At 72.8% G+C, this 26,512-nt stretch carries 23 protein-coding genes and 1 riboswitch; of the genes, 10 read left to right on the plus strand and 13 right to left on the minus strand.

The window, feature by feature from the left end; all coding sequences use genetic code 11:
* Nucleotides 1–187: 187 nt before the first annotated feature.
* From LCD31_RS07230 to LCD31_RS07240, 3 genes are all read right to left on the minus strand, one after another.
* Nucleotides 188–2,335, minus strand: a complete 2,148-nt coding sequence (locus LCD31_RS07230) for a putative cobaltochelatase (protein ID WP_224956803.1) — start codon at nucleotides 2,333–2,335, stop codon at nucleotides 188–190.
* Between the two features lie 58 nt (nucleotides 2,336–2,393).
* A riboswitch (cobalamin riboswitch) is annotated at nucleotides 2,394–2,523 on the minus strand.
* Nucleotides 2,524–2,591: 68 nt separating this feature from the next.
* The gene (locus LCD31_RS07235; RefSeq protein WP_224956804.1) at nucleotides 2,592–3,059 is read right to left on the minus strand and encodes a GNAT family N-acetyltransferase; all 468 of its coding nucleotides are present in this window, start codon (nucleotides 3,057–3,059) and stop codon (nucleotides 2,592–2,594) included.
* 188 nt (nucleotides 3,060–3,247) lie between these two features.
* Complete coding sequence (locus LCD31_RS07240) at nucleotides 3,248–4,027, minus strand: trypsin-like serine protease (RefSeq protein WP_224956805.1); 780 nt, start codon at nucleotides 4,025–4,027, stop codon at nucleotides 3,248–3,250.
* A 303-nt stretch (nucleotides 4,028–4,330) separates the two neighbouring features.
* Here LCD31_RS07240 and LCD31_RS07245 point away from each other — a divergent pair, with 303 nt between their 5' ends.
* Complete coding sequence (locus LCD31_RS07245; protein WP_224956808.1) at nucleotides 4,331–4,957, plus strand: LysE family translocator; 627 nt, start codon at nucleotides 4,331–4,333, stop codon at nucleotides 4,955–4,957.
* A gap of 71 nt (nucleotides 4,958–5,028) precedes the next feature.
* Here LCD31_RS07245 and LCD31_RS07250 read toward each other — a convergent pair whose 3' ends face one another.
* Complete coding sequence (locus LCD31_RS07250) at nucleotides 5,029–5,853, minus strand: trypsin-like serine protease (RefSeq protein WP_224956810.1); 825 nt, start codon at nucleotides 5,851–5,853, stop codon at nucleotides 5,029–5,031.
* A gap of 420 nt (nucleotides 5,854–6,273) precedes the next feature.
* Nucleotides 6,274–7,080: a helix-turn-helix transcriptional regulator gene (locus LCD31_RS07255; protein ID WP_224956811.1), complete on the minus strand. Its 807-nt coding sequence runs from the start codon at nucleotides 7,078–7,080 to the stop codon at nucleotides 6,274–6,276.
* A gap of 520 nt (nucleotides 7,081–7,600) precedes the next feature.
* Between LCD31_RS07255 and LCD31_RS07260 the strand changes: the two genes are divergently transcribed.
* Nucleotides 7,601–8,146 carry a YbhB/YbcL family Raf kinase inhibitor-like protein gene (locus LCD31_RS07260; protein ID WP_224956812.1) on the plus strand — a complete coding sequence of 182 codons (546 nt, stop codon included), beginning with the start codon at nucleotides 7,601–7,603 and terminating at the stop codon, nucleotides 8,144–8,146.
* Nucleotides 8,147–8,165: 19 nt separating this feature from the next.
* Nucleotides 8,166–9,272 carry a VanZ family protein gene (locus tag LCD31_RS07265; RefSeq protein WP_224956813.1) on the plus strand — a complete coding sequence of 369 codons (1,107 nt, stop codon included), beginning with the start codon at nucleotides 8,166–8,168 and terminating at the stop codon, nucleotides 9,270–9,272.
* Nucleotides 9,273–9,426: 154 nt separating this feature from the next.
* On the opposite strand, the gene LCD31_RS07270 is transcribed toward LCD31_RS07265, so the two are convergent.
* On the minus strand, nucleotides 9,427–9,747 hold the full coding sequence (locus LCD31_RS07270; RefSeq protein ID WP_224956814.1) for a PLD nuclease N-terminal domain-containing protein: 321 nt from the start codon (nucleotides 9,745–9,747) through the stop codon (nucleotides 9,427–9,429).
* Nucleotides 9,748–9,974: 227 nt separating this feature from the next.
* Between LCD31_RS07270 and LCD31_RS29365 the strand changes: the two genes are divergently transcribed.
* Together LCD31_RS29365 and LCD31_RS07280 are read left to right on the plus strand one after the other, a co-directional pair.
* Nucleotides 9,975–11,207 (plus strand): sensor histidine kinase, encoded by a 1,233-nt coding sequence (locus LCD31_RS29365; protein ID WP_304614470.1) that lies wholly within the window; start codon nucleotides 9,975–9,977, stop codon nucleotides 11,205–11,207.
* An 88-nt stretch (nucleotides 11,208–11,295) separates the two neighbouring features.
* Complete coding sequence (locus LCD31_RS07280; protein ID WP_224956815.1) at nucleotides 11,296–11,940, plus strand: response regulator transcription factor; 645 nt, start codon at nucleotides 11,296–11,298, stop codon at nucleotides 11,938–11,940.
* Nucleotides 11,941–11,971: 31 nt separating this feature from the next.
* Here the strand turns inward: LCD31_RS07280 and LCD31_RS07285 are convergent, their stop codons facing one another.
* Together LCD31_RS07285 and LCD31_RS29490 are read right to left on the minus strand one after the other, a co-directional pair.
* Nucleotides 11,972–12,637: a response regulator transcription factor gene (locus tag LCD31_RS07285; protein ID WP_224956816.1), complete on the minus strand. Its 666-nt coding sequence runs from the start codon at nucleotides 12,635–12,637 to the stop codon at nucleotides 11,972–11,974.
* Between the two features lie 49 nt (nucleotides 12,638–12,686).
* Nucleotides 12,687–13,859: a sensor histidine kinase gene (locus LCD31_RS29490; protein ID WP_224956817.1), complete on the minus strand. Its 1,173-nt coding sequence runs from the start codon at nucleotides 13,857–13,859 to the stop codon at nucleotides 12,687–12,689.
* Nucleotides 13,860–14,193: 334 nt separating this feature from the next.
* On the opposite strand from LCD31_RS29490, the gene LCD31_RS07295 reads away from it, so the two are divergent.
* From LCD31_RS07295 to LCD31_RS07305, 3 genes are all read left to right on the plus strand, one after another.
* Nucleotides 14,194–19,683: a biotin carboxylase N-terminal domain-containing protein gene (locus LCD31_RS07295; protein ID WP_224956819.1), complete on the plus strand. Its 5,490-nt coding sequence runs from the start codon at nucleotides 14,194–14,196 to the stop codon at nucleotides 19,681–19,683.
* Nucleotides 19,684–20,323: 640 nt separating this feature from the next.
* Nucleotides 20,324–21,727 (plus strand): mycothione reductase, encoded by a 1,404-nt coding sequence (locus LCD31_RS07300; protein ID WP_224956844.1) that lies wholly within the window; start codon nucleotides 20,324–20,326, stop codon nucleotides 21,725–21,727.
* 2 nt (nucleotides 21,728–21,729) lie between these two features.
* Nucleotides 21,730–22,233, plus strand: coding sequence for a metallophosphoesterase (locus tag LCD31_RS07305; protein ID WP_224956821.1), 504 nt, complete (start codon nucleotides 21,730–21,732; stop codon nucleotides 22,231–22,233).
* A 20-nt stretch (nucleotides 22,234–22,253) separates the two neighbouring features.
* On the opposite strand, the gene LCD31_RS07310 is transcribed toward LCD31_RS07305, so the two are convergent.
* From LCD31_RS07310 to LCD31_RS07320, 3 genes are all read right to left on the minus strand, one after another.
* Nucleotides 22,254–22,433: a DUF397 domain-containing protein gene (locus tag LCD31_RS07310; protein ID WP_224956823.1), complete on the minus strand. Its 180-nt coding sequence runs from the start codon at nucleotides 22,431–22,433 to the stop codon at nucleotides 22,254–22,256.
* A 112-nt stretch (nucleotides 22,434–22,545) separates the two neighbouring features.
* A complete protein-coding gene (locus tag LCD31_RS07315) occupies nucleotides 22,546–22,743 on the minus strand; it encodes a DUF397 domain-containing protein (protein WP_224956824.1) in 198 nt (65 codons plus the stop codon).
* Nucleotides 22,740–23,603, minus strand: coding sequence for a helix-turn-helix transcriptional regulator (locus tag LCD31_RS07320; RefSeq protein ID WP_224956825.1), 864 nt, complete (start codon nucleotides 23,601–23,603; stop codon nucleotides 22,740–22,742). Before LCD31_RS07320 ends, LCD31_RS07315 begins: the two co-directional genes overlap by 4 nt.
* A 154-nt stretch (nucleotides 23,604–23,757) precedes the next feature.
* Between LCD31_RS07320 and LCD31_RS07325 the strand changes: the two genes are divergently transcribed.
* Nucleotides 23,758–23,973: a hypothetical protein gene (locus LCD31_RS07325; RefSeq protein ID WP_224956826.1), complete on the plus strand. Its 216-nt coding sequence runs from the start codon at nucleotides 23,758–23,760 to the stop codon at nucleotides 23,971–23,973.
* 211 nt (nucleotides 23,974–24,184) lie between these two features.
* On the opposite strand, the gene LCD31_RS07330 is transcribed toward LCD31_RS07325, so the two are convergent.
* Nucleotides 24,185–25,471 carry an MFS transporter gene (locus LCD31_RS07330; protein WP_224956827.1) on the minus strand — a complete coding sequence of 429 codons (1,287 nt, stop codon included), beginning with the start codon at nucleotides 25,469–25,471 and terminating at the stop codon, nucleotides 24,185–24,187.
* A 103-nt stretch (nucleotides 25,472–25,574) separates the two neighbouring features.
* Here LCD31_RS07330 and LCD31_RS07335 point away from each other — a divergent pair, with 103 nt between their 5' ends.
* A complete protein-coding gene (locus LCD31_RS07335; protein ID WP_224956828.1) occupies nucleotides 25,575–26,273 on the plus strand; it encodes a FadR/GntR family transcriptional regulator in 699 nt (232 codons plus the stop codon).
* Here the strand turns inward: LCD31_RS07335 and LCD31_RS07340 are convergent.
* The gene (locus LCD31_RS07340) at nucleotides 26,240–26,509 is read right to left on the minus strand and encodes a type II toxin-antitoxin system Phd/YefM family antitoxin (RefSeq protein ID WP_224956829.1); all 270 of its coding nucleotides are present in this window, start codon (nucleotides 26,507–26,509) and stop codon (nucleotides 26,240–26,242) included. The genes LCD31_RS07335 and LCD31_RS07340 overlap by 34 nt on opposite strands.
* Nucleotides 26,510–26,512 lie beyond the last annotated feature (3 nt).

Raw genomic sequence — 26,512 nt, forward strand, 5'->3', positions numbered from 1 at the left:
CCCCCGAGCAGAACGACCACGCCCCCCAGCAATAGAAAGCGCCCCCGCGCTCGACCGGCCTGGGGGTCACCGGGAGCGCGAGGGCGCTTCGTGGTCCACCCCTGGGGGTCAGGTGGACGAAGAACACCTTACCAACTACATCGGGATATTCCTACTCCGCCCGGCCGGTGTCGTAATCGAATCGGAATCAAGCTGCGCCGGCGGTGGTGCCGCGGGCGGCGCGGACGACTCCGGCGACGGCGTCGGCGGAGAGCTCGTCGAGCCGCAGGCAGGCCCCGCCGAGCGCGGTCGCGACCTTGGCGGCGAGGCCGAGCCGCACCACGCCCTGCTCGCAGTCGACGACGACGGAGGCGACGCCGAGCCCGGCGAGCAGTCCGGCGGCGCGCATGGAGTCCTGCACCGCCCGCTTCGCGCGAGCGCGCCCGGTTCCGCCGTCACCGGCGGGAACGGTGGCCTTGCCGTCGGTGAGCAGCACCAGCAGCGGGCGCCGCCGCGGGTCCCGGGTGCGTTCGGTGCCGATGACCTGGTGGACCTTGAGCAGGCCGGTGGCGAGCGGGGTGCGGCCGCCGGTGCGCAGGTCGCGCATCCGGGTGGCGGCGATCTCCACGGAGGAGGTGGGCGGCAGCGCGAGTTCGGCCTGGTCGCCGCGGAAGGTGACCACGCCGACCTTGTCCCGGCGCTGGTAGGCGTCGCGCAGCAGCGAGAGCACGGCGCCGCTGACGGCGGACATGCGTTCGCGGGCGGCCATGGAGCCGGAGGCGTCGACGGCGAAGAGCACCAGGTTGCCTTCGCGTCCTTCGCGGACGGAGCGCCGGACGTCGTCGCGGTGCAGCACCAGGCCGGGGCCGCTGCGGCCGCGGGTGCGCTGGTGCGGGGCGGCGGCGATCAGGGTGGCGGGCAGGTGCACGCCATGACCGTCCACTGTGGATGATCGAACGGTCTGCCCGCTGCGGGAGCGGGCGCGGGACCGCCGGCCGGGGGCGCCTTCGCCGACGCCGGGGACTTCGAGCAGCCGGGCGCGGAACGCGGGCGCGGGCGCGGCCGGGGGCTTGTTCGCGGGAGCCTGGCCGGGGCCGTCCTCGCGCCGGGAACCGCCGTCGCCGTTCGGCGCGGGCGATTCCGGCGGGGTGGGGGCTTCGCCGCCGCCGGGCCCGTCGGGTCCGTCGTCCGGTCCGCCGTCGGGCGCGCCACCGCCGCCTCCGCCGGGGCCGTCGTCGGGACCTTCCGGCGGCTCTTCACCGGAGTCCTGGTCGTCGGCGGAGCCCTGGTCGTCACCGGCGTTCCGGTCGTCGGCCGGTTCCTGCTCGGCGTGCTGGGCGGCGTCCTCGAGCGCCTGCTGCAGCTGGTCCTCCTCGACGCCGGGTTCGTCGAACGGGTCGCGGCGGCGCCGGTGCGGCAGCGCGAGCCGGGCCGCGGCCTCCACGTCGGCTTCGGCGACCTCGTCGGCGCCGCGCCACGCGGCGTGCGCCACGGCGGTGCGGGCCAGCACCAGGTCGGCGCGCATCCCGTCCACGTCGAACGCGGCGCACAGCGCGGAGATCCGCCGGAGCTCGGCGTCGGGCAGCCGCACCGATTCCACTGTGGACCGGGCGTCGGCGATGCGGCGGGCGAGCGCGGCGTCCTCGGCGGCCCACCGCTCGGCGAAGCCGGCCGGGTCCGCTTCGAAGGCGAGGCGCCTGCGCACCACTTCGGTGCGGGTGGTGACGTCGCGGGAGGCGGCGACCTGCACGGTGAGGCCGAACCGGTCGAGCAGCTGCGGGCGCAGCTCGCCCTCCTCCGGGTTCATGGTGCCGACGAGCAGGAACGAGGCGGCGTGCGTCACCGACACGCCTTCCCGCTCCACGTGCGCGCGGCCCATCGCGGCGGCGTCCAGCAGCAGGTCCACCAGGTGGTCGTGCAGCAGGTTGACCTCGTCCACGTAGAGCACGCCGCGGTGCGCCGCGGCCAGCAGCCCGGGCTGGTAGGCGCTGACGCCTTCGGTGAGCGCGCGTTCCAGGTCGAGTGAACCGACGAGCCGGTCCTCGGTGGCGCCGACCGGAAGTTCCACGAGTTCCGCGGGGCGCGTCGTCCCGGAGACCTCGGCGTGCGGGCCGTCCGGGCACCGCGGGTCGGGTCGCCGCGGTTCGCAGCCGAAGCGGCAACCGGGCACGACGTCCAGCGCGGGCAGCAGCGAAGCGAGCGCGCGCACCACCGTCGATTTCGCGGTGCCCTTCTCACCCCGCACCAGCACCCCGCCGATGCGCGGGTGCACCGCGTTGAGCAGCAGCGCCAGCCGCATGTCGTCGTGCCCGACCACGGCCGTGAACGGGTACCGCGGGCTCGCGGGAGCAGTCATGCCAGGTGTTCCTTCCTCGGGTCTCGGACGCCCCGATGTCGGCTGCGCCTGGGCGAGGCAGTGTCCTGGCTCCCGGATCAGCGCGGAACTCCGGCCTTCCCAGGCGGCAGCGCCCGGTGGCTCGCGGGGGAGATCCGCTCCCCGGTCACAGTGGCGCCGACCGCACCGGTGTCGCACCGGTTTCCTGACCTGCCCTGGCTGGGACCAGCGAGCATCGTCGCATCCCCGCGACGGGCGAGGAACCGGCGCGGCTCGCTCAGCGCGGCGAACCCGGGTATCGGTGCATGTCGACGTGCGGGATGCCGTCTTCGAGATACTCCTCACCCGAGGGTTCGAACCCGAATCCGCGGTAGAACTCCAGCGCGTAGGTCTGCGCGGACAGCGTCGCCGGCGCGCGCTGGATCTCGGCGAGCGCGGCGCGCATCAGCTTGCGCCCGAGCCCGAGGCCGCGGGCGTCCTTGGCGGTGGCGACGCGGCCGATGCGGAAGGTGCCGTCGGGGTCTTCGAGCAGGCGCAGGTAGCCGAGCACGTAGCCGTCGGCGGAGTCGATCCAGAAGTGCCTGGTGGTGGTCTCCAGGTCCCGGCCGTCCAGTTCCGGGTAGGCGCACTGCTGCTCGACCACGAACACGTCCACGCGCAAGCGGAGCATGCGGTAGAAGTCCTCGGCGTCGAGGTCGGCCGTGTAGGCGCGGTGGACGGCGGTGGCGAGCGGTTGCAGGGTCACCCCAACGGGATATCACATTCCGGCTACGACACCCGGGGTCACCTGCGGTGGAAGTAGCGCACACCACGTCCCGCGCGCCCCGGCGCGCGGGCCTCGGGGCGGGTCGGTGCTGCGCACGGCGACCGGTGCACCGCCGCGGCGCGAGCACCGGGTGGCACCGGCTCGTCCCGCGGTGCGGGACGCCGGGTTCAGAGCCGCGCGGCGACGTCGTCGGCGACCCCGGAGATCCGGGTGTACACGCCGGGTGTTCCGGGACGTCCGCAGCCGGTGCCGTAGGAGACGACGCCGATCAGCCTGCCGTCGGCGACGAGCGGTCCGCCGGAGTCCCCGGCGCACGCGTCCCGGCCGCCTTCGGGCGGGCCCGCGCAGACCCGCGTCCCCGGCTCGTAGCCGGGGTAGGCGGCGCGGCAGTCGGTGTCCGCGCTGATCGGCACCTCGACGGACTGGAGCGTCGCCGAGGTGGGCCCGTTCTCGGTGGTGCGCCCCCAGCCGTGCACCCGCGCCGGGGTGCCGGGCCGGTAGCGGGCGGTCTCGTCGGCCCCGGCCATCGGCAGCGGTCGTTCGCGCACCGGTGCGGCCAGGGTCAGCACCGCCACGTCGTGCCCGCCGGTGACGTCGCGGAACTCGGGATGCACCCAGACGTCGCCGACGGGCGTGTCGGCGCCGCCGGTGGTGCGCAGGTCGGGGCGGCCGGTGACGGCGCGCAGCTCCGCCGCGTCGTGGCCGTCCACGCAGTGCGCGGCGGTGACCACCTTGATCTCGGTGACGAGGGTGCCGCCGCAGAACTGGCGCCCGGCCTGGTCGGTGAGCGCGACCGCCCAGGGCGCCGCGCGTTCGTCGGTGCCGCCGAGCACGCGTTCCTGCGCGGGGCCGGCGGCGGCCGGTGCGGCGAGCGCGGCGGTGGCCGCGGTGGCGGCGGCAGCGCCTCCGGCGGCGATCCGGGCGAGCGGGCTGGATCGGTCGGGCACGGCTGCCTCCTGGACGTGCGGCGTCGTTCGGCGGCACACGGTAGCGGCCCGATCACGCCGGGATGACGAGGGCGAGCTCACATCGGCTCATGATAATTTTTCGTTAAGATGGACTTCGGCGGGAAAAAATCCGGATCACTGCTTCGGCGGAGATGGTTCGTCCCGCCCACTCAGTCAAGATCTCCGGTGCCCGCGACGACGCGGAACCGAGATCACCCCCGATCCGGTGAAACCTCGACCGGTGGGCCGCGCGCTCACCGGCGCCTCCGCGCGCGCGTCGACCAGGCAAGGAGCGAACTCGTCATGCTGCTGGACCCCACGACCCTGCCGGCGTTCCTGCTCGCCAGCGCAGTGGTGGTGCTGACGCCCGGGGTGGACGCGTTCCTGATCTTGCGGACGTCGCTGCGGCAGGGGATCGGCGCCGGGCTGCGAGCGCTGGCGGGCATCCACGCGGCGAGCATCCTGCAGGTGGCGCTGGTGATCTGCGGGCTCGGCGCGGTGATCACCAGCCACCCGGCGGTGCTGGCGGCGCTGAAGTGGGCCGGCGCCGCGTACCTGGTGTACCTCGCCGCGATGATCGTGCGCGGGTTGTGGCTCACCCGCGCCGAGACCGGCGACGGCCTCTCCGGCGGCGGCGCCACGACCCGGCCGTTCTGGCAAGGCCTGCTGAGCAACATCACGAACCCGAAGATGCTGCTGTTCAGCCTGGCCTTCCTGCCGCAGTTCGTGGGTTCGGCGGCGAACCCGACGCTGCAACTGGTGCTGCTGGGCGCGGTGTTCCTGGTGCTGGCGGCGATCTGGGAGGTCACCATCGTGCTGGGCGCGGCCCGCATCGCCGACCGGCTACGCCGCCCGCGCTTCGCCCGCTCCCTGGACGTGATCAGCGCGGCGGCCTTCCTCACCATCTCCGCGGGTCTCGTCGCGGCCTGACCCCGCAGCAGAACGGCCCGCTCGACCGCGCGGTGCGGTCGAACGGGCCGTGCGCCTCGGTGGTGGGGGGATCAGCGGAGCTGGGCCTGGACTTCGTCGTGGTAGGCGCCGAGCCTCGTGTAGACGCCGGGCTGGCCGGGGCGGGCGCAGCCGTTGCCCCAGGACACGATGCCGATCAGCTTGTCCCCGGCCACGAGCGGTCCGCCGGAGTCGCCCTGGCAGCTGTCCTCCCCGCCTTCGGGGAGCCCGGCGCACACCTGGCCTCGCGGGTCGTACTGCCCGCCGTAGGCGCGGCTGCAGTCCTGGTCGCTGGTGATCGGCGGGTGTGCCTGGCGGAGCGTGCTGGACGGCGAGCCGCCTTCGGTGGTGGTCCCCCAGCCCAGGACGGTGGTGGCTCCGCCCGGCCGGTACTCGGGGAGGTCACCCGCCGTCGCGATGGGCAGCGGGGTCGCGGTGACGTCGCGGTCCAGCGTGAGCACGGCGACGTCGGCACCGCTGCTGGCGTTCTGGAAGTCGGGGTGCACCCACACGTCCCGGACGGCGGTCTCGGTGCCCTCGTCGCTGTTCTTGTCGTCGCGGCCGGAGACGACGGTGATCTCCGGCGGCGCACCCCCGGTGACGCAGTGCGCGGCGGTGATGACCTTGTTCGCGGCCGCGATGGTGCCGCCGCAGAACTGGTTGCCCGCCGAGTCGGTGAGGTACACGACCCACGGGTACTCGCTGGTGCTGGCGTACTCGCCGCCGACGATCCGGGTGCTGATCGGCGCGGCGGCGGGCTCGTCGGCGGCGGTCCCGGCCCCGGCGGGGGTCGTGATCGCGACAGTGGCCAGCGCGGCCGCGGCGAGTGTTCCGCCTGCCGACCACCACCGGGTGTGGGTCCGCCGTGTGCGTGTCATCCCGCTGCTCTCCATCCCCCGGAGCCCCTGCGGCGCGGTCGGGGTGACCGGCCCGCCTCCGGCTCGTGCCAGTGTCGCGGAGGGAGCCGATCACGGCCCGGTCATCGTCCACAACGGCCGAACGTCGTTACCTGATCAGGTGATACATCGGGAGAAAACCGCTCGGCGGCAGCATCAGACCAAGTCCACTTCGGACGGTCGCACGGGCGGCACCGGCCGGTGTTCGCGCAGCCTGCGGGCCACGGCGGCGACCCGCTCCAGCAGTTCCACCGGATCACCCGCCCCCCTTCGGCGCCCCTCTCCTCGGCCCGCCGCAGCCGGTTCGGAGTCACCCGCGCGGCGGAGAAGATCACCGGACCGGCGTAGTCCCCGGCGCCGCGCGAACCGGCAGCGGAGCGGATTTCCGGCGCACGAGCGCGGTCAGTGCTCGGCGAGGACCTCGCGGATCAGGTCGCCCGCCGCGTCGGGGGCGTGGGCGAGCCGCACGATGTCCCGCAGCACCTCCCGGTAGGAACTCACGGTCCGCTCGGAATCCAGGAATGCGGGACCGTGCTGGTTCTCCACGTACACCACGTCCGGCTCTCCGTCATATTCCAGAAGAAGGAATGACCCCTGCAATCCCGGATAGGCGCCCACGGAACGCGGCACCACTCGCAGGCAGACGTGATCGGATTCCATCATCACCAGCAGGTGCAGCAGCTGCCGCTTCATCACTCCCCGGCCGCCGATCGGGCGACGCAACGCGGATTCCTCCAGCACCGCGTGGAACAACGGCGCGCGGGAACGGCTCAGAATGATCTGCCGCGCCATCCGGGTCGCGATCAGATCGTCCAGTTCGTCCTCGCAACGCCCGGGCTCCATCCCCGAGATGACGGCCCGCGCGTATTCCGCGGTCTGCAGCAGGCCCGGGATCAGCATCGGTTCGAAACTGTGCATCCGGACCGCTTTGCTCTCGTAGTCGAGGAAATCCCGCCAGCGGGCGGGGGCCGCGGACGGCCGCTGCCACCAGGCGGAGCGGCCCGCGTTGCGCGCCAGCTCCACCAGCGCGGTGCGCTCCCGCTCTCCCACCTGGTAGAGCCGCAGCAGCGCGGTGACGTCGTCGAGCTGCACCCCGCTGGCGCCGGTCTCGATCCGGCTGATCTTGCTGCCCGAGACGCCCAGCCGGGCTCCCGCCGCCGTGCAGCTGAGCCCGGCGCGCTCGCGGTGGCGGCGGAGTTCCGCGGCCACCTGGCGCGAACGGACCGAAGTGTGGCGATTTCCCGGCATGACTGCGCTATCCCCCAGCATCGACATCCCTGGGCCGGCATCGGCGGAACCCGGACTTTTCCGGTACCGGCGACGACGGCGCATTGGACAGGTGCACCACCGGTTTCGGGGGCGGTTTCCCCTGCTGTTCCGAATCCGGCCGACCGATTCTCGCATTCGGCTTCCGAGCGGTTTCCGGTAGCCGCTCGAAGAACCGGTCATCGTCGTTGTGGGACGTCCGCCCGAAATTGTCCCGGATCCGCTCGACCGCGGTCGCCGACGTGGAGATCGGCGCGCACCGGACCATGATCCCGAGCCTGGCGGGCAGCGACAATAACTCGATCAAGTGAACGCTTGCACGGGTTGCATCAAGGGGGTGACGGAGTGGCGCGGATCGCCCCGCGCGCGAGGCCGCGCACGCGCCCGCGCAGGCCCCACTAGGCTGCGACCGGACGATCCCGAAGATCGTCCGACCCCGCCGCACCCGCCGAGGAGGAGACGAATGAGCCTGCAACGCCCGATCGACCCGGACCCGTACTCGCTGCTGCCCGAGGTCCCCGCGTTCACGCTCACCTCCAAGGACGTCGCCGCCGACGAGCAACTGGACCTCGCGCACGTCCACAGCGGGATGGGCGCGGGCGGCGGGAACCGCTCCCCGCAGCTGAGCTGGGAGGGCTTCCCCGCCGGGACGCAGAGCTTCGTGGTCACCTGCTTCGACCCGGACGCCCCGATCCCGGGCGGGTTCTGGCACTGGACGCTGGTGGACGTGCCCGCCGCGGTGACCGAGCTGGCCACCGACGCCGGTTCCGCCACCGGCTCCGGCGTGCCCGCCGGCGCGTTCCAGGTGCCGAACGACCTCGGCGAGCGCGCCTACGCGGGCGCCGCGCCGCCGCCCGGAGACCGGCCGCACCGCTACCTGTTCGCGGTGCTCGCGCTGGACGTGCCCACGCTGGGGCTGAACGACCAGGTGACGCCCGCGGTCGTCAACTTCACCGCGCTCGGCCACATCCTGGGCCGCGCGGTGCTGTCCACCACCTACGCGCACTGACCGCCACCAGGAGGTCCCGGTGAGCATCCGGGTGCTGCCCGCGGTGGCCGCCGTCCTGGTGGCGGTGGCGCTGGTGGTGCTGCTGTTCGTGCCCTACGTGGCCCGCGAGCACCGCAAGCGCGGCGAGCTGCGGCCCGGCGCGCTGCTGCTGTTCCTGGCCGCGGTGCTCTACGCGCTGGGCCTGGTGGCGTACGTGCTGGTGCCGCTGCCGCCGATCGGCCCCGGGTTCTGCGAGGCGTTCGGCGACCTGCGGCCGCAGTGGCGGCCCTTCGCCGGGTTCGACGAGGTGCGGCGGCCCGGCGGCCTGACCGAGCTGACCGGGCTGGTCGCGGATCCCGCGGTGCAGCAGTTCGGGTTCAACGTGCTGCTGTTCGTGCCGCTGGGCATGTTCGTGCGCTACCTGCTGCGGGAGGGCTTCGGCGGCACCGCGCTCGCCGGGTTCATGGTGTCGCTGGCGGTGGAGCTCACCCAGCTCACCGGGATCTGGTTCCTGTACCCGTGCCCGTACCGGCTGTTCGACGTGGACGACCTGATCGCGAACACCTCGGGCGCGGTGCTGGGGGCGCTGCTGGCACCGGTGCTGCGGCTGGTCCCCGGTCAGCGCGGTGCCGCCGGGTCCGGGGAGCCGCGGCCGGTCGGGAGCTACCGCCGGTTGCTGGGGATGGTCTGCGACCTGCTGCTGCTGTGGTGGCTGGGCCTGGCGCTGGCCCGCGGCGCGGACCTGCTGCTGCGGGTCGCCGAGGTGCGGCCGCCCGTCGCGGCGCAGGCCTGGTCGGAGGCGGCGGCGCTGTGGTTCGCGCCCGCCGTGCTGCTCCTGATCGCCACCGCGGCGGGGCGCGGCAGCTCGCTCGGCCAGCACGCGGTGCTGCTGCGCGTCGTCGTCGACGGGCGGCGCCCCGGGTGGCGCGCGGTGCTGCGGCGCTGGCTGGTGGGCCTGGGCGGTCTGGCCCTCGTCGAGGGCGTGCTCGCGGTGCTGTGGCCCGCGGCGGGGCTCCCGGTCGCGGTGGTGTGGTGCGCGGTGCACGCGCTGGCCGTGCCGCGCAGCGCGCGGTGCCGCGGGTTGAGCGGGAAGGTCGCGGGCTCCGAGCTGGTGGACGCCCGCGCGCTCACCGCGACCGACCGCTGATCCGCAGCCCGCGCGGCGACGGGGGCCGCGCGGTCCACTTCGGACGGTGAACGCCGCTCCCGCGGAGCCCCGGACGACCGCTGCGCCGCCGGTCCCCCGCGTCCCCGGAGCCGGGGAGCGCGCGCGGCGGCGGCGCGGTCGTGGCCGCGGGCGGTCACGCGGTGGCCTGGTCGCCGTCCAGCCGCGGCGCCGGGCCCTCCACCGGCCGGAGCGCGTTCTTGCGGGCCTGGGAGCGGCCGATCACGAACCACAGGGCCGCGCCCAGCAGCGGCGCCATCACGACGATCAGCACCCACACCGCCTTCGTCGTGCCGTCCGCTTCGGCGCGGTACAAGCTCACCAGCGCGCCGATGACCAGCGCGGCCAGGCCGAGCGCGATCAGCGCGCCGACCGCCAGCACCACCCAGCCCCACACCTGCGAGGGCTGCTCGGCGGCGGTCTGGGCGAGGGAACGGGTGACCTCGGACTTCAACATCGGATTCGTCCTTCCGGGAGTGCTTCGGGAGCGGACCGCGGTCGCGGTGCCCGCCGGCTCGACTTCCGCCGTTCGCCGACGAGATCCATGGTGCGCCGCGAGGAGGCCCGCGCACGTCGTCGAACCGGCTCGTCCCGACTTGGCCCGAAGTAGTACGCCGCCCTGACCGGAAGCGGGACGCGATCGGCGGAGCCCGTCGGCCAACCTCGTCACCGGAGAGGAGCAGCATGATCGGACACCTGGTGCCGGACGACGAAGACGACGCCTACCGTGGTCGGGTGCGCGAACGAGGGAAGTGGGCCAGCCGGCTGGCCTGGTGGGACGGCAAGTTCAGATCCCTGCTGCTCGATCTGCTGATCGCGGTGGCGGCGGTGGCCATGCCCGACGATCCGGAGATCTGGCAGCAGTGGGTGCTGGTACCGGCGAACGCGGTGCTGTTCGCCGGACTGCTGGTGCGCAGGCGCTTCCCGTGGATCGCGGTGCTGGCGGCGGCCGCCATCTCGGTGCTGTCCGGGACGGCGGACCAGAGCATGGCCGTCGTGATCGCGCTGTACACGATGGCGAAGCAGCGCGGCCCGGTCGCCTCCACCTGGGGCGCGGCGGCGATCGTCGCGGTGGCGCAGCTGACCCGCATGCTGCTCATGGCCAACGAGAGCCTGTGGTCGAGCGGCATGCTGGGCGTGCTGCTGGGGTTGGGCGCGATGCTGACCGGCTTCGTCGGGATGCCGACGCTGCTGGGCTTGTGGCTGTACCAGCGCCGGGACCTGCTGCGCTCGCTGCGGGAGCGGGCGGTGCAGGCCGAGCGGGAGCGGGACCTGCTGGCGGAGCGCGCGGTCGGCGCCGAACGCCGCCGCATCGCCCGCGAGATGCACGACGTGGTGGCGCACCGGGTCAGCGTCATCTCGCTGCAGGCGGGCGCGCTCACGATGACCGCCGCGGACGAGCGCACCGAGCAGGTCGCCGAGGTGATCCGGGTGTCGAGCTCGGCCGCGCTCAGCGAGCTGCGGGAGATGCTGCGCGCGCTGCGCGACGACGCCGAGAACCCGGGCGGCGACCACGCGGCCCCCACCTTGGAGGGGGTGCGCGAGCTGGTCGCGGATTCGGTGGCGGCGGGCGCGGACATCGCGCTGGACATGCCGGCGGAGCTGCCGGAGGCCTCCACCGCCGTCGGCCGCGCCGCCTACCGGGTGGTGCAGGAGGCCTTGACGAACGCGGGCAAGCACGCCCCCGGTTCACCGGTGCGCGCGTCGGTCGCCGTCGGGCCGGACGGGCTCGCGGTGGAGGTGGTGAACGCGCGCGGCACGGGCACCACGGTGGTGGAGGGCTCCGGCTACGGCCTGATCGGCATGCGCGAGCGGGTCACCCTCGCCGGCGGCACCTTGCAGGTGGGCCGCACCGACGAGGACGGCTACCGGGTGCGGGCGGAGTTCCCGGTGCTGGAGCCCGCCGCCGCGTCCTGACGCGCCCGGTCCCGGGACACCGTGATCCGGTGCGGACCGGACTTGGATACCGTGGGCCCGGCAACGCAGTCGGGCACGGGGGAGTCACGTGGGCATCAGGGTGGTCCTGCTGGAGGACGAGGAACTGGTGCGCGGCGGGATCCGGCTCATCCTCGAATCCGACCCGGGCATCGAGGTGGCCGCGGAGGCCGCCGACGGTTCGGGGGTGGTGGAGCTGATCGCGAAGCACCGCCCGGACGTGGTGGTCACCGACATCCAGATGCCGCGGGTCGACGGCCTGGAGGTGACCAAGCGGGTCGCCGCGCTGCCGGATCCGCCCGCGGTGCTGGTGCTCACGACGTTCGACGTGGACGAGTACGTGCACGCCGCGCTGCAGGCGGGGGCGTCCGGGTTCCTGCTCAAGGACACCCCGCCGCGGGAGCTGGCGGCGGCGGTGCACACGGTGGCCTCCGGGGAGGCGATGCTCTCGCCGCGGATCACCAAGCGGCTGCTCGGCGCGTTCGCGGCGGGCAAGGAGAACTCGGACGCGCGCCGGAGGATCGACCAGCTGACCCCGCGCGAGCGGGAGGTGGCGGTCTCGGTGGCGCAGGGCCTGAGCAACGCGGAGATCGCCGCGCACCTGTACATGAGCCCGTCCACGGTGAAGGTCCACCTCGGCCGGATCATGGGCAAGCTCGGCGCCGCGAACCGCACCCAGGTCGCGATCGTCACCCACGACGCCGGCCTGGTCTGAACCCGGCCGGACGAGCGGCGCGCGGCGGCGGTCAGCGCCGCCGGGGGACGACCAGCCCGGATTCGTAGGCGACGACCACGGCCTGCGCCCGGCTGGACACCCCGAGCTTCGTCATGGCCCGGTTCACGTGCGTCTTCACCGTGCCCTCGCTGAGCACCAGGTGCTCCGCGATCTCGGCGTTGGTGGCGCCGGTGGCGATGAGCCGCAGCACGGCCAGTTCCCGCTGGGTGAGGCCGGACAGCTGGACGGGGATCCCGGAGCCGGGCGGCGGCACCCGCATGTAGGTCTCCACGAGCCGCCGGGTGATGGTGGGGCCGAACAGCATTCCGCCGTCGGCGACGGTGCGCACCCCGGTGAGCAGCGTTTCCGGCGGGCTGTCCTTGAGCAGGAACCCGGAGGCCCCGGCCCGCAGCGCCGCGTACACGTAGTCGTCGAGGTCGAAGACGGTGAGCACCAGGATCCCGGGCCGCGGTGGTTCGGCGGCGTCGAGGATGAGCTCGGTGGCGCGCACCCCGTCCACCTCGGGCAGCCGCAGGTCCATCAGCACCACGTCGGGCCGCAGCCGCGCGGCGAGGTCGACGGCTTCGCGTCCGTTGGCGGCCTCACCGACGACGTCGATGCCGTCGGTGGCGCGCAGCAGCGCGGCGAACGCGGCGCGCAGCAGGTCCTGGTCGTCGACGACGAGCACGCGGATCATGCGGTGCTCCCCCGGCCGATCGGCACCCGGCGGCCCGGGGCGCGGCCGGTCAGCTCTCGGCGCGCGGGATGCGCAGCACCACTTGGAACCCGCCTTCGGGACGACGTCCGGTCTCCACGCTGCCGCCGTACATCTTCGCCCGTTCGCACATGCCGATCAAACCGTGCCCGGAGGGCTTGGGGTTCTTCGGGGGCGGTGCGCCGTGGTCCCGGATCCGCACGGTCACCGCGTCGGGGTGGTGGTGCACGTGGACTTCGGCGGTGGCGGTGGGCGCGTGCTTGAGCACGTTGGTGAGGGCCTCCTGCACGACGCGGTAGGCGCACAGCTCGGCACCGGGCGACAGCGCCCGCGGTTCCCCTTCGACCCGCAGTTCCACCGGTACCCCGGACGAGCGGACCCGTTCGAGCAGCACCGGTAGTTCGTCGAGACCGGGTTGCGGCAGGAACCGGGTGCCGCCGCCGGGCGGTTCTTCGAGGCTGGGCCGCAGCACGCGCAGCAGCCTGCCGAGCTCGTCGAGCGAGCTGGAGGTGGTGGCCGAGATGGTCCCGAGCGCTTCGCGGGCGGTCTCCAGGTCGGAGTCGAGCACGTAGCGGGCGAGGCTGGCCTGCACGGCCACCACGGACAGGTGGTGGGCGACGACGTCGTGCAGTTCGTGCGCGATGCGCATCCGCTCTTCGGTGACGGCGCGCTCGGCTTCCAGGTCGCGTTCGTGCCGGAGCCGTTCGGCCTGCCGGCCGCGGATCCGGATCGCCTGGCCGAGCGCGAGCGCGATCACCGCCTGGGTGCTGCCGAACAGCAGCCCGGCGAACAGGTCGGTGGTCCACCGGAAGTGGGCGAGGCCCGCGACGGCACCGCTGCTGATGACGAGGACGCCTGCCGCGGTGAGCGGCGCGGAGCGCGTCAGCGGGTGGTGGACGCCGACGGTGTAGATGGCGACGAGCGGCCCGAGCAGCCCGAGCGAGGTCTTGCAGCCGGTGCTGTAGAACACGCACAGCGCCGCCGCGACCACGGCCAGCACGAGCACCGGGTACCGCCTGCGCAGCGCCAGCGGCGCGCCGCCGAGCACGGCCGCGGTGTGGGCGACCGGCCCGGGATCGCCGCTGTCGAGCACGTCGCCCGGGGACATGCCCAGCAGCGCCAGGTAGGTGACGAAGACCGCGAGCACCGCGTCGGCGATCCGCGGGTACCGCTGCGGCAGCGCCGCCCACCGTGCTCCGTCCACCACGGGAACCTAACCGCCCGCCCGCCGGGCCCCGCCGCGAGGCGGTACGGGCGGTCCGCGCGGCGGTGCGGGTTGCTGCGGGTGGCGCAACGCGGCGGTGAGCCGATCTCGCGGGTTCTGCCGCGAATTCGTGTGCTGGACCGGCCTTCCGGGGAGTTCCGGGGTGGCGCTCGGCTAGTTTTTTGGCGGGTTCCTACAAAGTCTCGGCTCCGGCATGCGCCGGTGCGGACATTGGTACACCCGCGTGTGACGGAGCAGTGTGTAGGGCAGGTGCAGGCGACGCTCCGGGGACGGGACGTCGCCTGTTGTGCGTGGCAATCAGGAGGCTCATCCGGTGTTCAGTCGTGTCGCCATCGTCAACCGTGGAGAGGCTGCGATGCGGCTCATCCACGCCGTGCGGGATCTGTCCGCGGAGACCGGCAAGCGGGTGGAGACGGTCGCGCTCTACACCGACGCCGACCGGACCGCGACGTTCGTGCGGGAGGCCGATGTGGCCTACTCGCTGGGCCCGGCTTCGGCCCGGCCCTACTTGGACCACGCGGTGCTGGAGCGGGCGCTGCTGGAGACCGGCGCGGACGCGGCCTGGGTGGGCTGGGGATTCGTCGCCGAGGACCCGGCGTTCGCGGAGGTCTGCGAGCGGATCGGCGTGACCTTCATCGGCCCGAGCGCGGAGGCGATGCGCAGGCTCGGCGACAAGATCGGCGCGAAGCTGCTGGCCGAGGAGGTCGGCGTGCCGGTGGCGCCGTGGTCCCGCGGCGAGGTGGCGTCCGCGGCGGAGGCGCTGGCCGCGGGTGAGCGGATTGGCTACCCGCTGATGCTGAAGGCGACCGCGGGCGGCGGCGGTCGCGGCATCCGCAAGGTGACCTCGGCGGCGGACCTGGCGGACGCCTACGAGCGCACCAGCCAGGAGGCGCTGCGCTCCTTCGGTTCCGGCGTGGTGTTCCTGGAGCGCCTGGTGACCGGCGCCCGCCACGTGGAGGTGCAGGTCATCGCGGACGGCCAGGGCACCGCGGTGGCGCTGGGCGTGCGGGACTGCTCGGTGCAGCGGCGCAACCAGAAGATCATCGAGGAGTCGGCCTCGCCGGTGCTCTCCCCGGAGCAGACCGCGGAGCTGAAGGCCTCGGCGGAGCGGCTGGCGCTGGCGGTGGACTACCGCGGCGCGGGCACCGTGGAGTTCCTGTACCACCCGGGCGAGGAGCTGTTCGCGTTCCTGGAGGTCAACACCCGCTTGCAGGTGGAGCACCCGATCACCGAGATCACCACCGGCACCGACCTGGTGAAGCTGCAGCTGCACGTGGCCGCGGGCGGCTCGCTGGACGGGCTGTGCGCCTCGGAGAGCGGGCACGCGGTGGAGGCGCGGCTCAACGCCGAGGACCCGGACCGCGATTTCGCCCCCTCCCCCGGGCGCATCGCGCGCCTGCTGCTGCCCGCCGGCCCGGGCATCCGGGTGGACACCGGGGTGTCGGAGGGCGACACGATCCCCGCGGACTTCGACTCGATGATCGCGAAGATCATCGCGTTCGGGCGGGACCGGGACGAGGCGTTGGCCCGGCTGCGCCGCGCGATGGCGGAGACCACGGTGATCATCGACGGCGGGGCGACGAACAAGAGCTTCGTGCTGGACCTGCTGGACCAGCCGGAGGTGATCGACGGCAGCGCCGACACCGGCTGGATCGACCGGGTGCGCGAGGACGGCCGGCTGGTGCTGCACCGGCACTCGGCGATCGCGCTGGCCGCGGCGGCCATCGAGGCCTACCAGGACGAGGAGGAGGCGGCGCGGCAGCGGCTGCTGTCCACTGCGTTCGGCGGCAGGCCGCAGGTGCAGCACGAGACGGGCCGCCCGCTGGACCTGAAGCTGCGCGGCGTCGGCTACCAGGTGGGCGTCGCCCGGGTCGGGCACAAGCGGTTCCGCGTCGCGATCTCCGGTGGCGGGCCGGTGCACCCGGCGGACGTGGAGATCGACCGCTTCGACGAGCACAGCGGCCGGATCACCGTGAACGGCCACCGGTTCCGCCTGGTCACCGGCACGCACGGCCCGATCCACCTGGTGGAGGTGGACGGGGTCGCGCACCGGATCACCCGGGACGAGGGCGGCGTGGTCCGCTCCCCCGCGCCCGCGCTGGTGGTGGCGACTCCGCTGGCCGTCGGCGACGAGGTCGAGGCGGGCGCGCCGATCCTGGTGCTGGAGAGCATGAAGATGGAGACCGTGCTGCGGGCGTCGTTCCGGGCGCGGGTGCGGGAGCTGCCGGTGTCCACCGGCAGCCAGGTCGAGACGGGCGCGCCGCTGATGCGGCTGGAGCCGCTGGCCGACGACGACGCGGCCGAGGAGACCGACGAGTCCGCGGCGGTGGACGTGGAGCTGCCCGCGGAGCCGACGAGCGTGTCGGCCGCGCAGCGCGCCGCCGCCGGTCTGCGGGACCTGCGCGGCCTGCTGCTCGGCTTCGACGTGGATCCGCAGGACGGCGAGCGGGTGCTCAGCGGCTACCTGGCGGCGCGCACCGAGCCGGACGCGGCGCCCGGGGTGACCGAGGGCGAGGTCGAGCTGTTGGGCGTGTTCGCGGACCTCTCGGAGCTGAGCCGGAACAAGCCGGCCGGGGACGTGGACGACGAGCCGGGTCCGGTGCACAGCCCGCGCGAGTACTTCCACAGCTACCTGCAGAGCCTGGACGTCGAGCGCGCCGGGGTCAGCAGCGGCTTCGAGGAGCGGCTGCGCCGGGTGCTGGCGCACTACGACGTGACGGACCTGGAGCGGACGCCGGAGCTGGAGTCGGCGGTGTTCCGGATCTTCCTGGCGCAACAGCGCGCCGCCTCCGACGTGAAGATCATCTCGGCGTTGCTGCGGCGCTGGATCGCCGAGCCGCCGCCCGCGAAGGAGCTGCGGGAGCGCGCCGGGCTGGCGCTGGAGCACGTCATCAAGGCCACCCAGGTGCGCTTCCCCGCGGTGTCGGACCTGGCGCGCGGCGTGGTGTTCCGCTGGTTCGCGCAGCCGCTGCTGCGCCGCACCCGCGCCGAGGTGTACGCCGGGGTGCGCGCCGAGCTGCGCCACCTCGACGAGCACCCGGACGCCGCGGACCGCGCGGAGCGGATCGCGAAGATGGTCGCCAGCGCCGAGCCGCTGGTGCGGCTGCTCGGGCAGCGCATGGGCCGCGGCGGGCACGACCACACCCCGCTGCTGGAGGTGCTGACCCGCCGCTACTACGGCAACCGCGGGCTCTCCGGCGTCACGTCGCGGGAGGCCGCGGGCTGCCGGTTCGTCACCGCCGAGCACACCGGTGCGCAGGGCGTGACCCGGCTGGTCACCACGGCCGTCGACTTCGGCGAGCTGCCGGAGGCGGTGCGCGCGGTCGGCGAGCTGGCCGTGGACCGCCCGGACGGTGCGGACGTGGTCGCCGACCTGTACGTGAAGTGGGAGGGGCAGCCGGACGCGGACGCGGTGGCGGCCCGGCTCGGCGAGGTGTTGGCGGCGCAGCCGCTTCCCGCCGAGGTCGGCCGCATCACTACCACGGTCGCGGGCACCGGCGGAGCCGTGATGCACCACCACTTCACGTTCCGCCGCGACGAGCACGCCGGGTTCGCCGAGGACCGGCTGATCCGCGGCCTGCACCCGCTGATCGCGCAGCGGATGCAGCTGGAGCGGCTGCGCGAGTTCGACCTGACCCGGCTGCCGTCGGCGGACGAGGAGGTCTACCTGTTCAAGTGCGTCGCGCGGGAGAACCCGTCCGACGAGCGGCTGGTCGCGATGGCGCAGGTGCGGGACCTGACCCCGCTGCGCGACGCGGAGGGCAGGCTGGTGGCGCTGCCCGCGGTGGAGGACATCCTCGCCGGGTGCATGGACGCGATCCGCACGGTGCAGGCGCAGCGCCCGGCGAAGAAGCGCTTCGACACCAACCGGATCCTGATGTACGTGTGGCCGCCGACGGAGTTCACCTCGGACGAGCTGAACACCCTGGTGCAGCGGATCCTGCCGACGACGGCCGGCGCCGGGCTGGAGGAGGTCGTGTTCCTGTCCCGCCAGCGCGGGGAGAACGGCGAGCTCACCGACATGGCGGTGCGGATCGACCTGGCCGGTGGCCGCGAACCGCGGCTGCACATCGAGGAGCCGTCGGCGGAGCCGGTGCTGCCGCTGGACGACTACCGGCAGAAGGTGCTGCGCGCGGCGCGCCGCGGCACCACCTACCCGTACGAGCTGACCGGGATGCTGGCCGGGGACGCGGGCGGGTTCGTCGAGCACGACCTGGACGAGGACGGCGTGCTGGTGCCGGTGGACCGGCCGCGCGGGAAGAACTCGGCGGCGATCGTGGCGGGCGTGGTCTCCACCCCGACCGAGCGTCACCCGGAGGGCGTGCGGCGCGTGGTGCTGCTGGGCGATCCGACGAAGGCGCTGGGCGCGCTGTCCGAACCGGAGTGCGCACGGGTGATCGCGGCGCTGGACCTGGCGGAGCGGCTGCGGCTGCCGCTGGAGTGGTTCGCGCTGTCGGCGGGCGCCCGGATCTCGATGTCCTCGGGCACCGAGAACATGGACTGGGTGGCTGCCGCGCTGAAGCGGATCGTGCGGTTCACCCAGGACGGCGGCGAGATCAACATCGTGGTCGCGGGCATCACGGTCGGCGCGCAGCCGTACTGGAACGCCGAGGCGACGATGCTGATGCACACCAAGGGGATCCTGGTGATGACGCCGGACTCGGCGATGGTGCTCACCGGCAAGCAGTCGCTGGACTTCTCCGGCGGCGTGTCGGCGGAGGACAACTTCGGCATCGGCGGCTACGACCGGGTGATGGGGCCGAACGGCCAGGCGCAGTACTGGGCGCCGAACCTGCCCGCGGCGCGGGACGTGCTGATGGCGCACTACGACCACACCTACGTGGTGCCGGGCGAGTCGGCGCCGCGCGCGGCCGCGACGACCGACCCGGCGGACCGGGACGTCTCGCCCTACCCGCACGAGTTCGGCGGCGACTTCGGCACGGTCGGCGAGATCTTCTCGGCCGAGCACAACCCGGACCGCAAGAAGCCCTTCGACATCCGCACGGTGATGCGCGCGCTGTCCGACCAGGACCACCCGGTGCTGGAGCGCTGGGCGGGCATGGCGGACGCGGACACGGCGGCGGTGCAGGACGTGCACCTGGGCGGGCACCCGGTGTGCCTGCTGGGCATCGAGTCCCGGTCGGTGCAGCGCCGCGGGTTCCCCCCCACCGACGGCCCGGACACCTACACGGCGGGCACGTTGTTCCCGCGGTCGTCGAAGAAGGCGGCGCGGGCGATCAACGCGGCGTCGGGGAACCGGCCGCTGGTGGTGCTGGCGAACCTGTCCGGGTTCGACGGTTCGCCGGAGTCGATGCGCAAGCTCCAGCTGGAGTACGGCGCGGAGATCGGCCGGGCGATCGTGAACTTCGACGGCCCGATCGTGTTCTGCGTGATCTCGCGGTACCACGGCGGCGCGTTCGTGGTGTTCTCGAAGGCGTTGAACCCGAACATGACGGTGCTGGCGCTGGAGGGTTCGTTCGCGTCGGTGCTGGGCGGTGCCCCGGCGGCGGCGGTGGTGTTCTCCGGTGAGGTGAACAACCGCACGGCGAACGATCCGCGGGTCACCGCGTTGCAGGCGAGCGCGGGCGAGGCGACGGGCGCGGAGCGGGCGGCGCTGCACGCGCAGCTGGCGGAGGTGCAGTCCTCGGTGCGGGCGGAGAAGCTCGGCGAGGTCGCCGCGGAGTTCGACCGGGTGCACAGCATCCAGCGCGCGGTGGAGGTCGGTTCGGTCGACGAGATCGTCAGCGTCGCCCAGCTGCGCCCCCGCATCATCGCCTCGATCGAACGAGGCCTGAACGGCTGACGGAAGCAGCGAACGGGGCCCGTGACCAGGAGGTCCCGGGCCCTGCTGCTCTCCTGCTCAGACCACCGACCGGCGAGCACCGGCGCCACCGCCTTATCAGCGGCGGAGCCGCTGAGCCAGCGACCACCAGAGCAACGGGACCACCCGCGGGTTCTCAGCGGTTCCCTCGCGAGGACAGCGTTTTCTCCTGTGGCGGAGCCACCGGTGAAAACGATCCCGCAGCGAGGGAACCGCTGAGGTTCCGCCACTGGCGCCACCGAGCAGAACGACCCACACCAGAAACAGGAAAAAGCAGGGATGACACCCCCTGGTGGTCATCCCTGCTTCTCGTGCCTCCCCGTGATCGCCGCGCGGCCGCACCCGTTCCGGCATTGCGCACAGCGATGCGAGGACCAAGTTAGTGATCTTGGTCGGGCGGGGTCGACAGACCAGAGCAGGAGATCCGGGGTAAACCTACGTGGTAGTTAAACAAGGGTCCGGACCGTCCGTTCCGCCCGTTCCGCCCGGCTCGGCTCGGCGGGGCTCGGCGGGGCTCGGCTCGTGGTCCGTGGCAGGCTGCTGGAATCAGCGGGCGCCCCGCGCGGTTGTACGTCGAGGTGCGCCGAGCGCACCGCGCGCCCACGACGAGCACGGGATGGACATGCCTCACTTCGACCTGATCATCATCGGCAGCGGCTCCGGCAACTCGATCCTCGACGAGCGGTTCGACGACTGGAACGTCGCCATCGTGGAGAAGGGCGTCGGCAGCACCGGCAACTACGGCGGCACCTGCCTGAACGTGGGCTGCATCCCGACGAAGATGTTCGTGCACACCGCGGACACGGCGTCGAGCCCGGGGGTGGGCGCGAAGCTGGGCGTGGACCTGGAGCTGCGGGACGTGCGCTGGCGCGAGATCCGGGACCGGATCTTCGGCCGCATCGACGCGATCTCCGACGGCGGCCGCCGCTACCGGGCCGAGGGCGGCTCCAACGTGACGCTGTTCCAGGGCGAGGCGCGCTTCACCGGCGTGAAGGAGCTCACCGTGGCGACCGCGGACGGCCCGGAGACGATCACCGCGGACCGGTTCGTGGTGGCCGCGGGCGGGCGCCCGACGCTGCCGGAGCTGCCGGGCATCGAGCGGGTCGACTTCCAGACCAGCGACAGCGTGATGCGGCTGGACGAACTGCCCCGACGCATGATCATCCTGGGCAGCGGGTTCGTCGGCGCCGAGTTCGCGCACGTGTTCTCGGCGCTGGGCGTCGAGGTGACGGTGGTGGCCCGGTCCGGGGCGCTGCTGCGCGCCGAGGACGAGGACGTGGCGCAGCGGTTCACCGAGCTCGCCCAGGCCCGCTGGGACGTGCGGCTGAACCGGAAGCAGACGTCGGTGGAGCAGGACGGCGACGTGGTGCGGCTGCACCTGGACGGTCCCGACGGCCCGGAGGTCGTGGAGGCGGAGCAACTGCTGGTCGCGATCGGCCGCACCCCGAACTCGGACCTGATCGACGCGGCGGCCGGCGGCTTGAAGGTCCGCGAGGACGGCAAGGTCCAGGTGGACGCCGAGCAGCGGACCTCGGTGGACGGTGTCTGGGCGCTGGGCGACATCAGCTCGGACCACGAGCTCAAGCACGTCGCGAACCACGAGATGCGGGTGGTGCAGCACAACCTCCTGCACCCGGACGAGCTGATCGACTCGGACCACACCTACGTGCCGCACGCGGTGTTCTCCTCCCCGCAGATCGCGGCGGTCGGGCTAACCGAGCAGGAGGCCCGGGAGCGCGGCGTCGACTACGTCACGAAGATCCAGGCCTACGGCGACATCGCCTACGGCTGGGCGATGGAGGACTCCACCGGTTTCCTGAAGCTGCTGGCCGATCCGTCGGACGGCACGATCCTCGGCGCGCACATCATCGGCCCGCAGGCGCCGACGCTGCTCCAGCCGCTGATCCAGGCGATGCAGTTCGGCCTGGACGCGCGCACGATGGCCCGCGGCCAGTACTGGATCCACCCGGCGATGCCGGAGCTCATCGAGAACGCCCTGCTGGGCCTGGAACTGCAGCCGGAGTGACCGTGCGCCTGCTGCTGATCGCCGACACCCACCTGCCGAAGCGCGCGAAGGCGCTGCCCGAGCAGGTGTGGCAGGAGGTGGCGCGCGCCGACGTCGTCTTCCACGCCGGGGACTGGGTGGAGCCGCCGCTGCTGGACGAGCTGGAGTCCCGCAGCGCGCGGCTCGTCGGCGTCTTCGGCAACAACGACGGCGCGGAGCTGCGCCGCCGGTTGCCGGAGGTGGCGCGGGGCGAGCTGGCCGGCGTGCGCTTCGCGATGGTCCACGAGACGGGTGCGGCGCAGGGCCGGGAACGCCGCTGCGACCGGGACTTCCCGGACACCGACGTGCTGGTGTTCGGCCACAGCCACATCCCGTGGGATTCGACGACGCCGAACGGGATGCGGCTGCTCAACCCCGGCTCCCCCACCGACCGCCGCCGCCAGCCGCACTGCACCTACCAGACGGCGGAGCTCACCGACGGGGTCCTGGCGGGCGTCGAACTCCACCGCCTGCCGCCGCGAACCTGAGCGGCGAGCGCCGGTTTCCGCTAGCTCAGCGTCGCCAGGAACGCCGCCCAGGCGTCGTGGCGCACCGACAACTCGCCACCGTCCGGGTCCTTGGAATCCCGCACCGACACCGCACGATCCGTCAGGCGGACCTCGACGCAACCATTGGACGAGCCCGCGCTGCAGCTGCTCTTGAACCACCCGGTGTCATAGCGCGTCATACAGCCCCCTCACGAGTAACCCACCGCACCTCGATCATCCACCACGATCCCGTCGACGCCCTGCCCTCGCAGGCCGTTTGACCAGTCCACGCCCGTTGGACCAACGGACCGTTCACCCGGTGACGTCGGGCGCGGTGAGGTACCGGAGGAACGCCGACCAGGCCCGGTGGTCGACTGTGAAGTCTCCGCCGTCGGGGTCCTTGGAATCCCGCACCGACACCGCCCGATCGGTCAACCTCACCTCGACGCAGGCGTTGGAAGAGGCCGCACTGCGGCTGCTTGTGAACCATCCGCTGTCGTAGGCCCTCACTTCAGCTCCTTCAGCTTCTCGATGAGCAAGGCACGAGCCGACTCCGAGTCCAGGGCGAGCTCGCGAACGCTCTCCCAAGCCCGGAGCATGGGAGCAGTTTCCAATTCTTGATCGTGGTAAGTACAGGGGCCGTGGGAAGTGGTGCAGGTCATGCGAGGTGCGTTCCCTGCGAAGTCCAATGTGATGAGACCGCCTCCAAGGAGGGGCTTGGAGGTAGCGGCCCGACTCAGCACTCGAACGCTCACCGACGGACGTTCACCTAGCTGGAGAAGGTGGAGGAGCTGGCCACGCATGATCTCCGGGCTCCCGACCACTTCCTCCAGCGCCGATTCGGTCAGCACGAAGTCGATCTGCTTCGGCTCCTCCGCCTCCAGCACGCGTCGCTGCTGCTGAAGCCGGAATGCGACTCTGCGCTCGATCTCGTCCTCCGACGCCTCCCACCAGATCCCATCGGCCGCGCGCATCAGCGCGACGATGTAGTCCTGCGACTGCGCGAGCCCCGGAACGATCCCGGTGTCGTAGAAGCCGATCGCGGCGGCATCGGCTTGCAGGTCGGCCAGCCGCTCGAACGACTTGGGCAGCTGGTCGGTGTAGCCCTTCCCGCGCTGCCGCTTCCGGGCCACCGCGCCCAACGCGAGCACGGTTTCCCGGTCGGCGTCGGACACTCCGTAGCGGTCGAGCAGCAACCCGAGCTCATCGATGCTCAGCGAGGCCTTCGCCGATTCGAGGTGGCTGATCCGGGTGTAGTGCCGGTTGATCGCGCGAGCCGCCTCTTGCTGGGACAGCCCTGCTTCACGTCGGAGTCGGCGGAGCGTCAGCCCCAGCTGGCGGCGCTCGACCGTTTGGCGGCCTGTGGGCACGAAATCTCCTCCGGCTGATCCATTGGCTACCTGATCAGGGGACCGACAATAGACCACAACCTGTGTTCTATTTATCCGGCAAGCCTAACTATGCGGCTTACATGAAGATCTTCCGTGAACTGTACCGATACACCGCAAACCAGGAGGAACCCGGATGCGCGAACAGCGAGCAGTCGAGAGCGATACCTACGTGTGCCTGTCCGAGCACGTGCGGATCTCTTACGAGATCGACACCGACCGCTCGGTGCAGCTGGACTTCCGGGGCCGCGGCGAGGACGGGCTGACGCTCAGCTTCAGCGAGGCGGCGTTCGGCGAGCTCACCCGAGCCGTGGGCCGCAGCAACGCGGAACTGCTCCGCCCGCCCTCCTGACACCAGAACCTCGCCCGCTGAAACGGCGCACTCCCACCAACACGAGCGAACGGACCGTCCGTCCAACGAGAGGGACGAACGGTCCGTTCACTCAGTTCACCCTTCGAATCCGGCCGGCGAGCCTCGGTCGTTCCCTGTCAGCGGCGAAACCGCTGAGCAGCGACCCAGCACGCAGCCCGAGCACTCAGCGACCCGAGTTCAGGGACCCCGGTCAGATCGTGCGCGGGCGGCCGGCGAGCATGCCGACGACCGTCTGCACCACCACGATGATCAGCAACGCCACCAGCGACACCGCCCAGGCCGCCGTCACGTCGTGCAGCATCCCGAACAGGAACGGGCCCGAGGCGGCGATCAGGTAGCCGATGCTCTGCGCCATCGCCGAGAGCTGCCCGGTGTCGGCGGCGTTCCGGGTGCGCAGCGAGATCATCACCAGCGCCAGCGGGAACGCGCTCATCCCGATCCCGATCAGCACCGCCCACAGCACCGGTGCGGCCAGCGGCGCCATCAGCAACCCCAGCAGCCCGGCGAACATGAGCACGCCCAGCAGCAGCGCCCATCCGGACTGCCCGCGAGTCCGCGTCACCAGCGGCGGCAGCACCATGTTGATCGGCACGCCGATCAGCAGCAGCGCGCCCAGCAGCGCCCCCGCCGAGGTCGCGTCCATGCCCGCGCCCTTGAACACCTCCGGCAGCCAGCCCATCACCACGTAGGCGACGGTCGACTGCATCGCGAAGTAGAACGTGATCAGCCAGGCCAGCGGGTTGCGCATCAGCGACCGGCGTTCGCCCTTCGGCGCCGCGACGGCCTTCGAGCCGTGTCCGCGGGTGCCGGGCACCCAGAGGCACAGCGCGGCCAGCGCAACGACCATCCACGTCGCCAGCGACAGCCGCCAGCTCCCGGTCGCCGAGTTCAGGTACGGGGTCAGCGCCGAACCGGACGCGCCACCGGCGGCCATCGCCGTCGTGTAGAGCCCGGTGGCCAAGCCGACGCGCCCGGGGAAGGACTCCTTCACCACCACGGGGATCAGCACGTTGCACATCGCGATCGACGCGCACACCAGCACGGTGCCCGCCAGCAGCGTCCACGGGCCACCGAGCACGCGGGCGATCATCGCGGCGGTCAGCAGCGCCAGCGAGGCGCCCACCACCCGGTTCATCCCCCACCGGCGGGCGAGCAGCGGGGCACCGATCCCGGCGAGGCCGAAGCACAGCGTCGGCACCGAGGTCACGATGCTCGCCCACGTGCTGCCCGCGCCCAGCGAATCGCGGACCTCACCGAGGATGGAGGCGAGGCTGGTGACGGCGGGCCGCATGTTCGCCGCGGCGAGCGCCACGCCCGCCAGCAGCAGGCCGCCGCCCGCGACGGCGCGGCCGCGGGGCGCCATCGTCTCGGCGGCGCCTTCGTTGACCAACGCCTCGGCCGCGGCCGGCCTGGAGGCGTCGTCGGCCGGGGTACCGGACACGGCGTGCGCCGCCGTCCTGGCATCCTGGTCGGTCACACGGTCGTCGGGAACTCGGTCGATCGGGGGCTGGGTGTGCGACTCAGGAGACATCGCCGCCTAGTATGGCAAACATAGGATGTTTGGATGAAAGGACCCTTCAGTGCCTTTGGTCACCACCCAGCGCACGGGTCTGGTCGAGCAGGTCATCGCGCAGATGCGCACCCTGGTGAGTTCCGGGGAATGGCCGCTGGGGGAACGCATCCCCACCGAATCCGAGCTCGTCACCGCCCTCGGCGTCGGCCGCAACACGGTCCGCGAGGCGGTGCGCGCCCTCGCCCACGCCGGCCTGCTGGAAGTGCGCCAAGGCGACGGGACCTTCGTCCGCGCCACCAACGAGCTCTCCGGTGCCGTGCGCCGCCTCTGCGGCTCCGAACTGCGCCGCATCCTCGAAGTGCGCCGCGCCCTGGAAGTCGAGGCCGCCCGGCTCGCCGCCGCCGCCCGCACCGACGAGGACCTCGCCGAACTGGACGCGCTGCTGACGGCCCGCGACGCGGCGCTGGAGCAGCGGGACCCAGAGCAGGTCGTCGACAAGGACACCCGGTTCCACCTGCGGCTCGTCGCCGCCTCGCACAACGTGCTGCTGATCGGGCTCTACGAGGGGATCAGCGAGGCGGTGCAGTCCAGCGTCGCCACCACCTTCGACCCGGCCTCGGTCACCCAGGTCTCGCACACCGCGCTGCTCGACGCGGTGCGCTCCGGCGACGCGCACCGGGCCGCGACCGAAGCGGGCGGCTTCCTCGACGAGCTGCTCGACTCGCTCAGCGCTCAGCCGGAGAAGCCGACCTCGCCCGGCGAGTAGTCGGTCCCCACGTCGAACCCGGCGTCCGCGACCGCACCGCCGGCGATCGGCGCCAGCCACGCCGCGGTGAGCACGCCCGCGCTCACCACCTCCGGTGAGCGGCGGGAACCCGCGCGGTGCAGCGCCACCGACGGCGCCCCGAACCGGGTGATGACGATCTCCTCCCCCGATTCCACGCGGTCCAGCAGCTCCTGCAGCCGCGCCTGCGCTTCGTCCGCGGAGAATTCAGTCGCCATGCT

This window comes from Saccharopolyspora sp. 6M (assembly GCF_020176775.1).
In the GTDB taxonomy this organism is placed as follows: domain Bacteria; phylum Actinomycetota; class Actinomycetes; order Mycobacteriales; family Pseudonocardiaceae; genus Saccharopolyspora_C; species Saccharopolyspora_C gregorii.

What these genes read in the sequence shown, in the direction of transcription:
- LCD31_RS29365 (WP_304614470.1), top strand. Translation starts at nt 9,975, where the DNA reads ATGATCGGACACCTGGTGCCGGACGACGAAGACGACGCCTACCGTGGT.
- LCD31_RS07270 (WP_224956814.1), bottom strand. Translation starts at nt 9,747, where the DNA reads ATGTTGAAGTCCGAGGTCACCCGTTCCCTCGCCCAGACCGCCGCCGAG.
- LCD31_RS07285 (WP_224956816.1), bottom strand. Translation starts at nt 12,637, where the DNA reads ATGATCCGCGTGCTCGTCGTCGACGACCAGGACCTGCTGCGCGCCGCG.
- LCD31_RS07325 (WP_224956826.1), top strand. Translation starts at nt 23,758, where the DNA reads ATGCGCGAACAGCGAGCAGTCGAGAGCGATACCTACGTGTGCCTGTCC.
- LCD31_RS07300 (WP_224956844.1), top strand. Translation starts at nt 20,324, where the DNA reads ATGCCTCACTTCGACCTGATCATCATCGGCAGCGGCTCCGGCAACTCG.
- LCD31_RS07340 (WP_224956829.1), bottom strand. Translation starts at nt 26,509, where the DNA reads ATGGCGACTGAATTCTCCGCGGACGAAGCGCAGGCGCGGCTGCAGGAG.
- LCD31_RS07245 (WP_224956808.1), top strand. Translation starts at nt 4,331, where the DNA reads ATGCTGCTGGACCCCACGACCCTGCCGGCGTTCCTGCTCGCCAGCGCA.
- LCD31_RS07230 (WP_224956803.1), bottom strand. Translation starts at nt 2,335, where the DNA reads ATGACTGCTCCCGCGAGCCCGCGGTACCCGTTCACGGCCGTGGTCGGG.
- LCD31_RS07260 (WP_224956812.1), top strand. Translation starts at nt 7,601, where the DNA reads ATGAGCCTGCAACGCCCGATCGACCCGGACCCGTACTCGCTGCTGCCC.
- LCD31_RS07310 (WP_224956823.1), bottom strand. Translation starts at nt 22,433, where the DNA reads ATGACGCGCTATGACACCGGGTGGTTCAAGAGCAGCTGCAGCGCGGGC.
- LCD31_RS07250 (WP_224956810.1), bottom strand. Translation starts at nt 5,853, where the DNA reads ATGACACGCACACGGCGGACCCACACCCGGTGGTGGTCGGCAGGCGGA.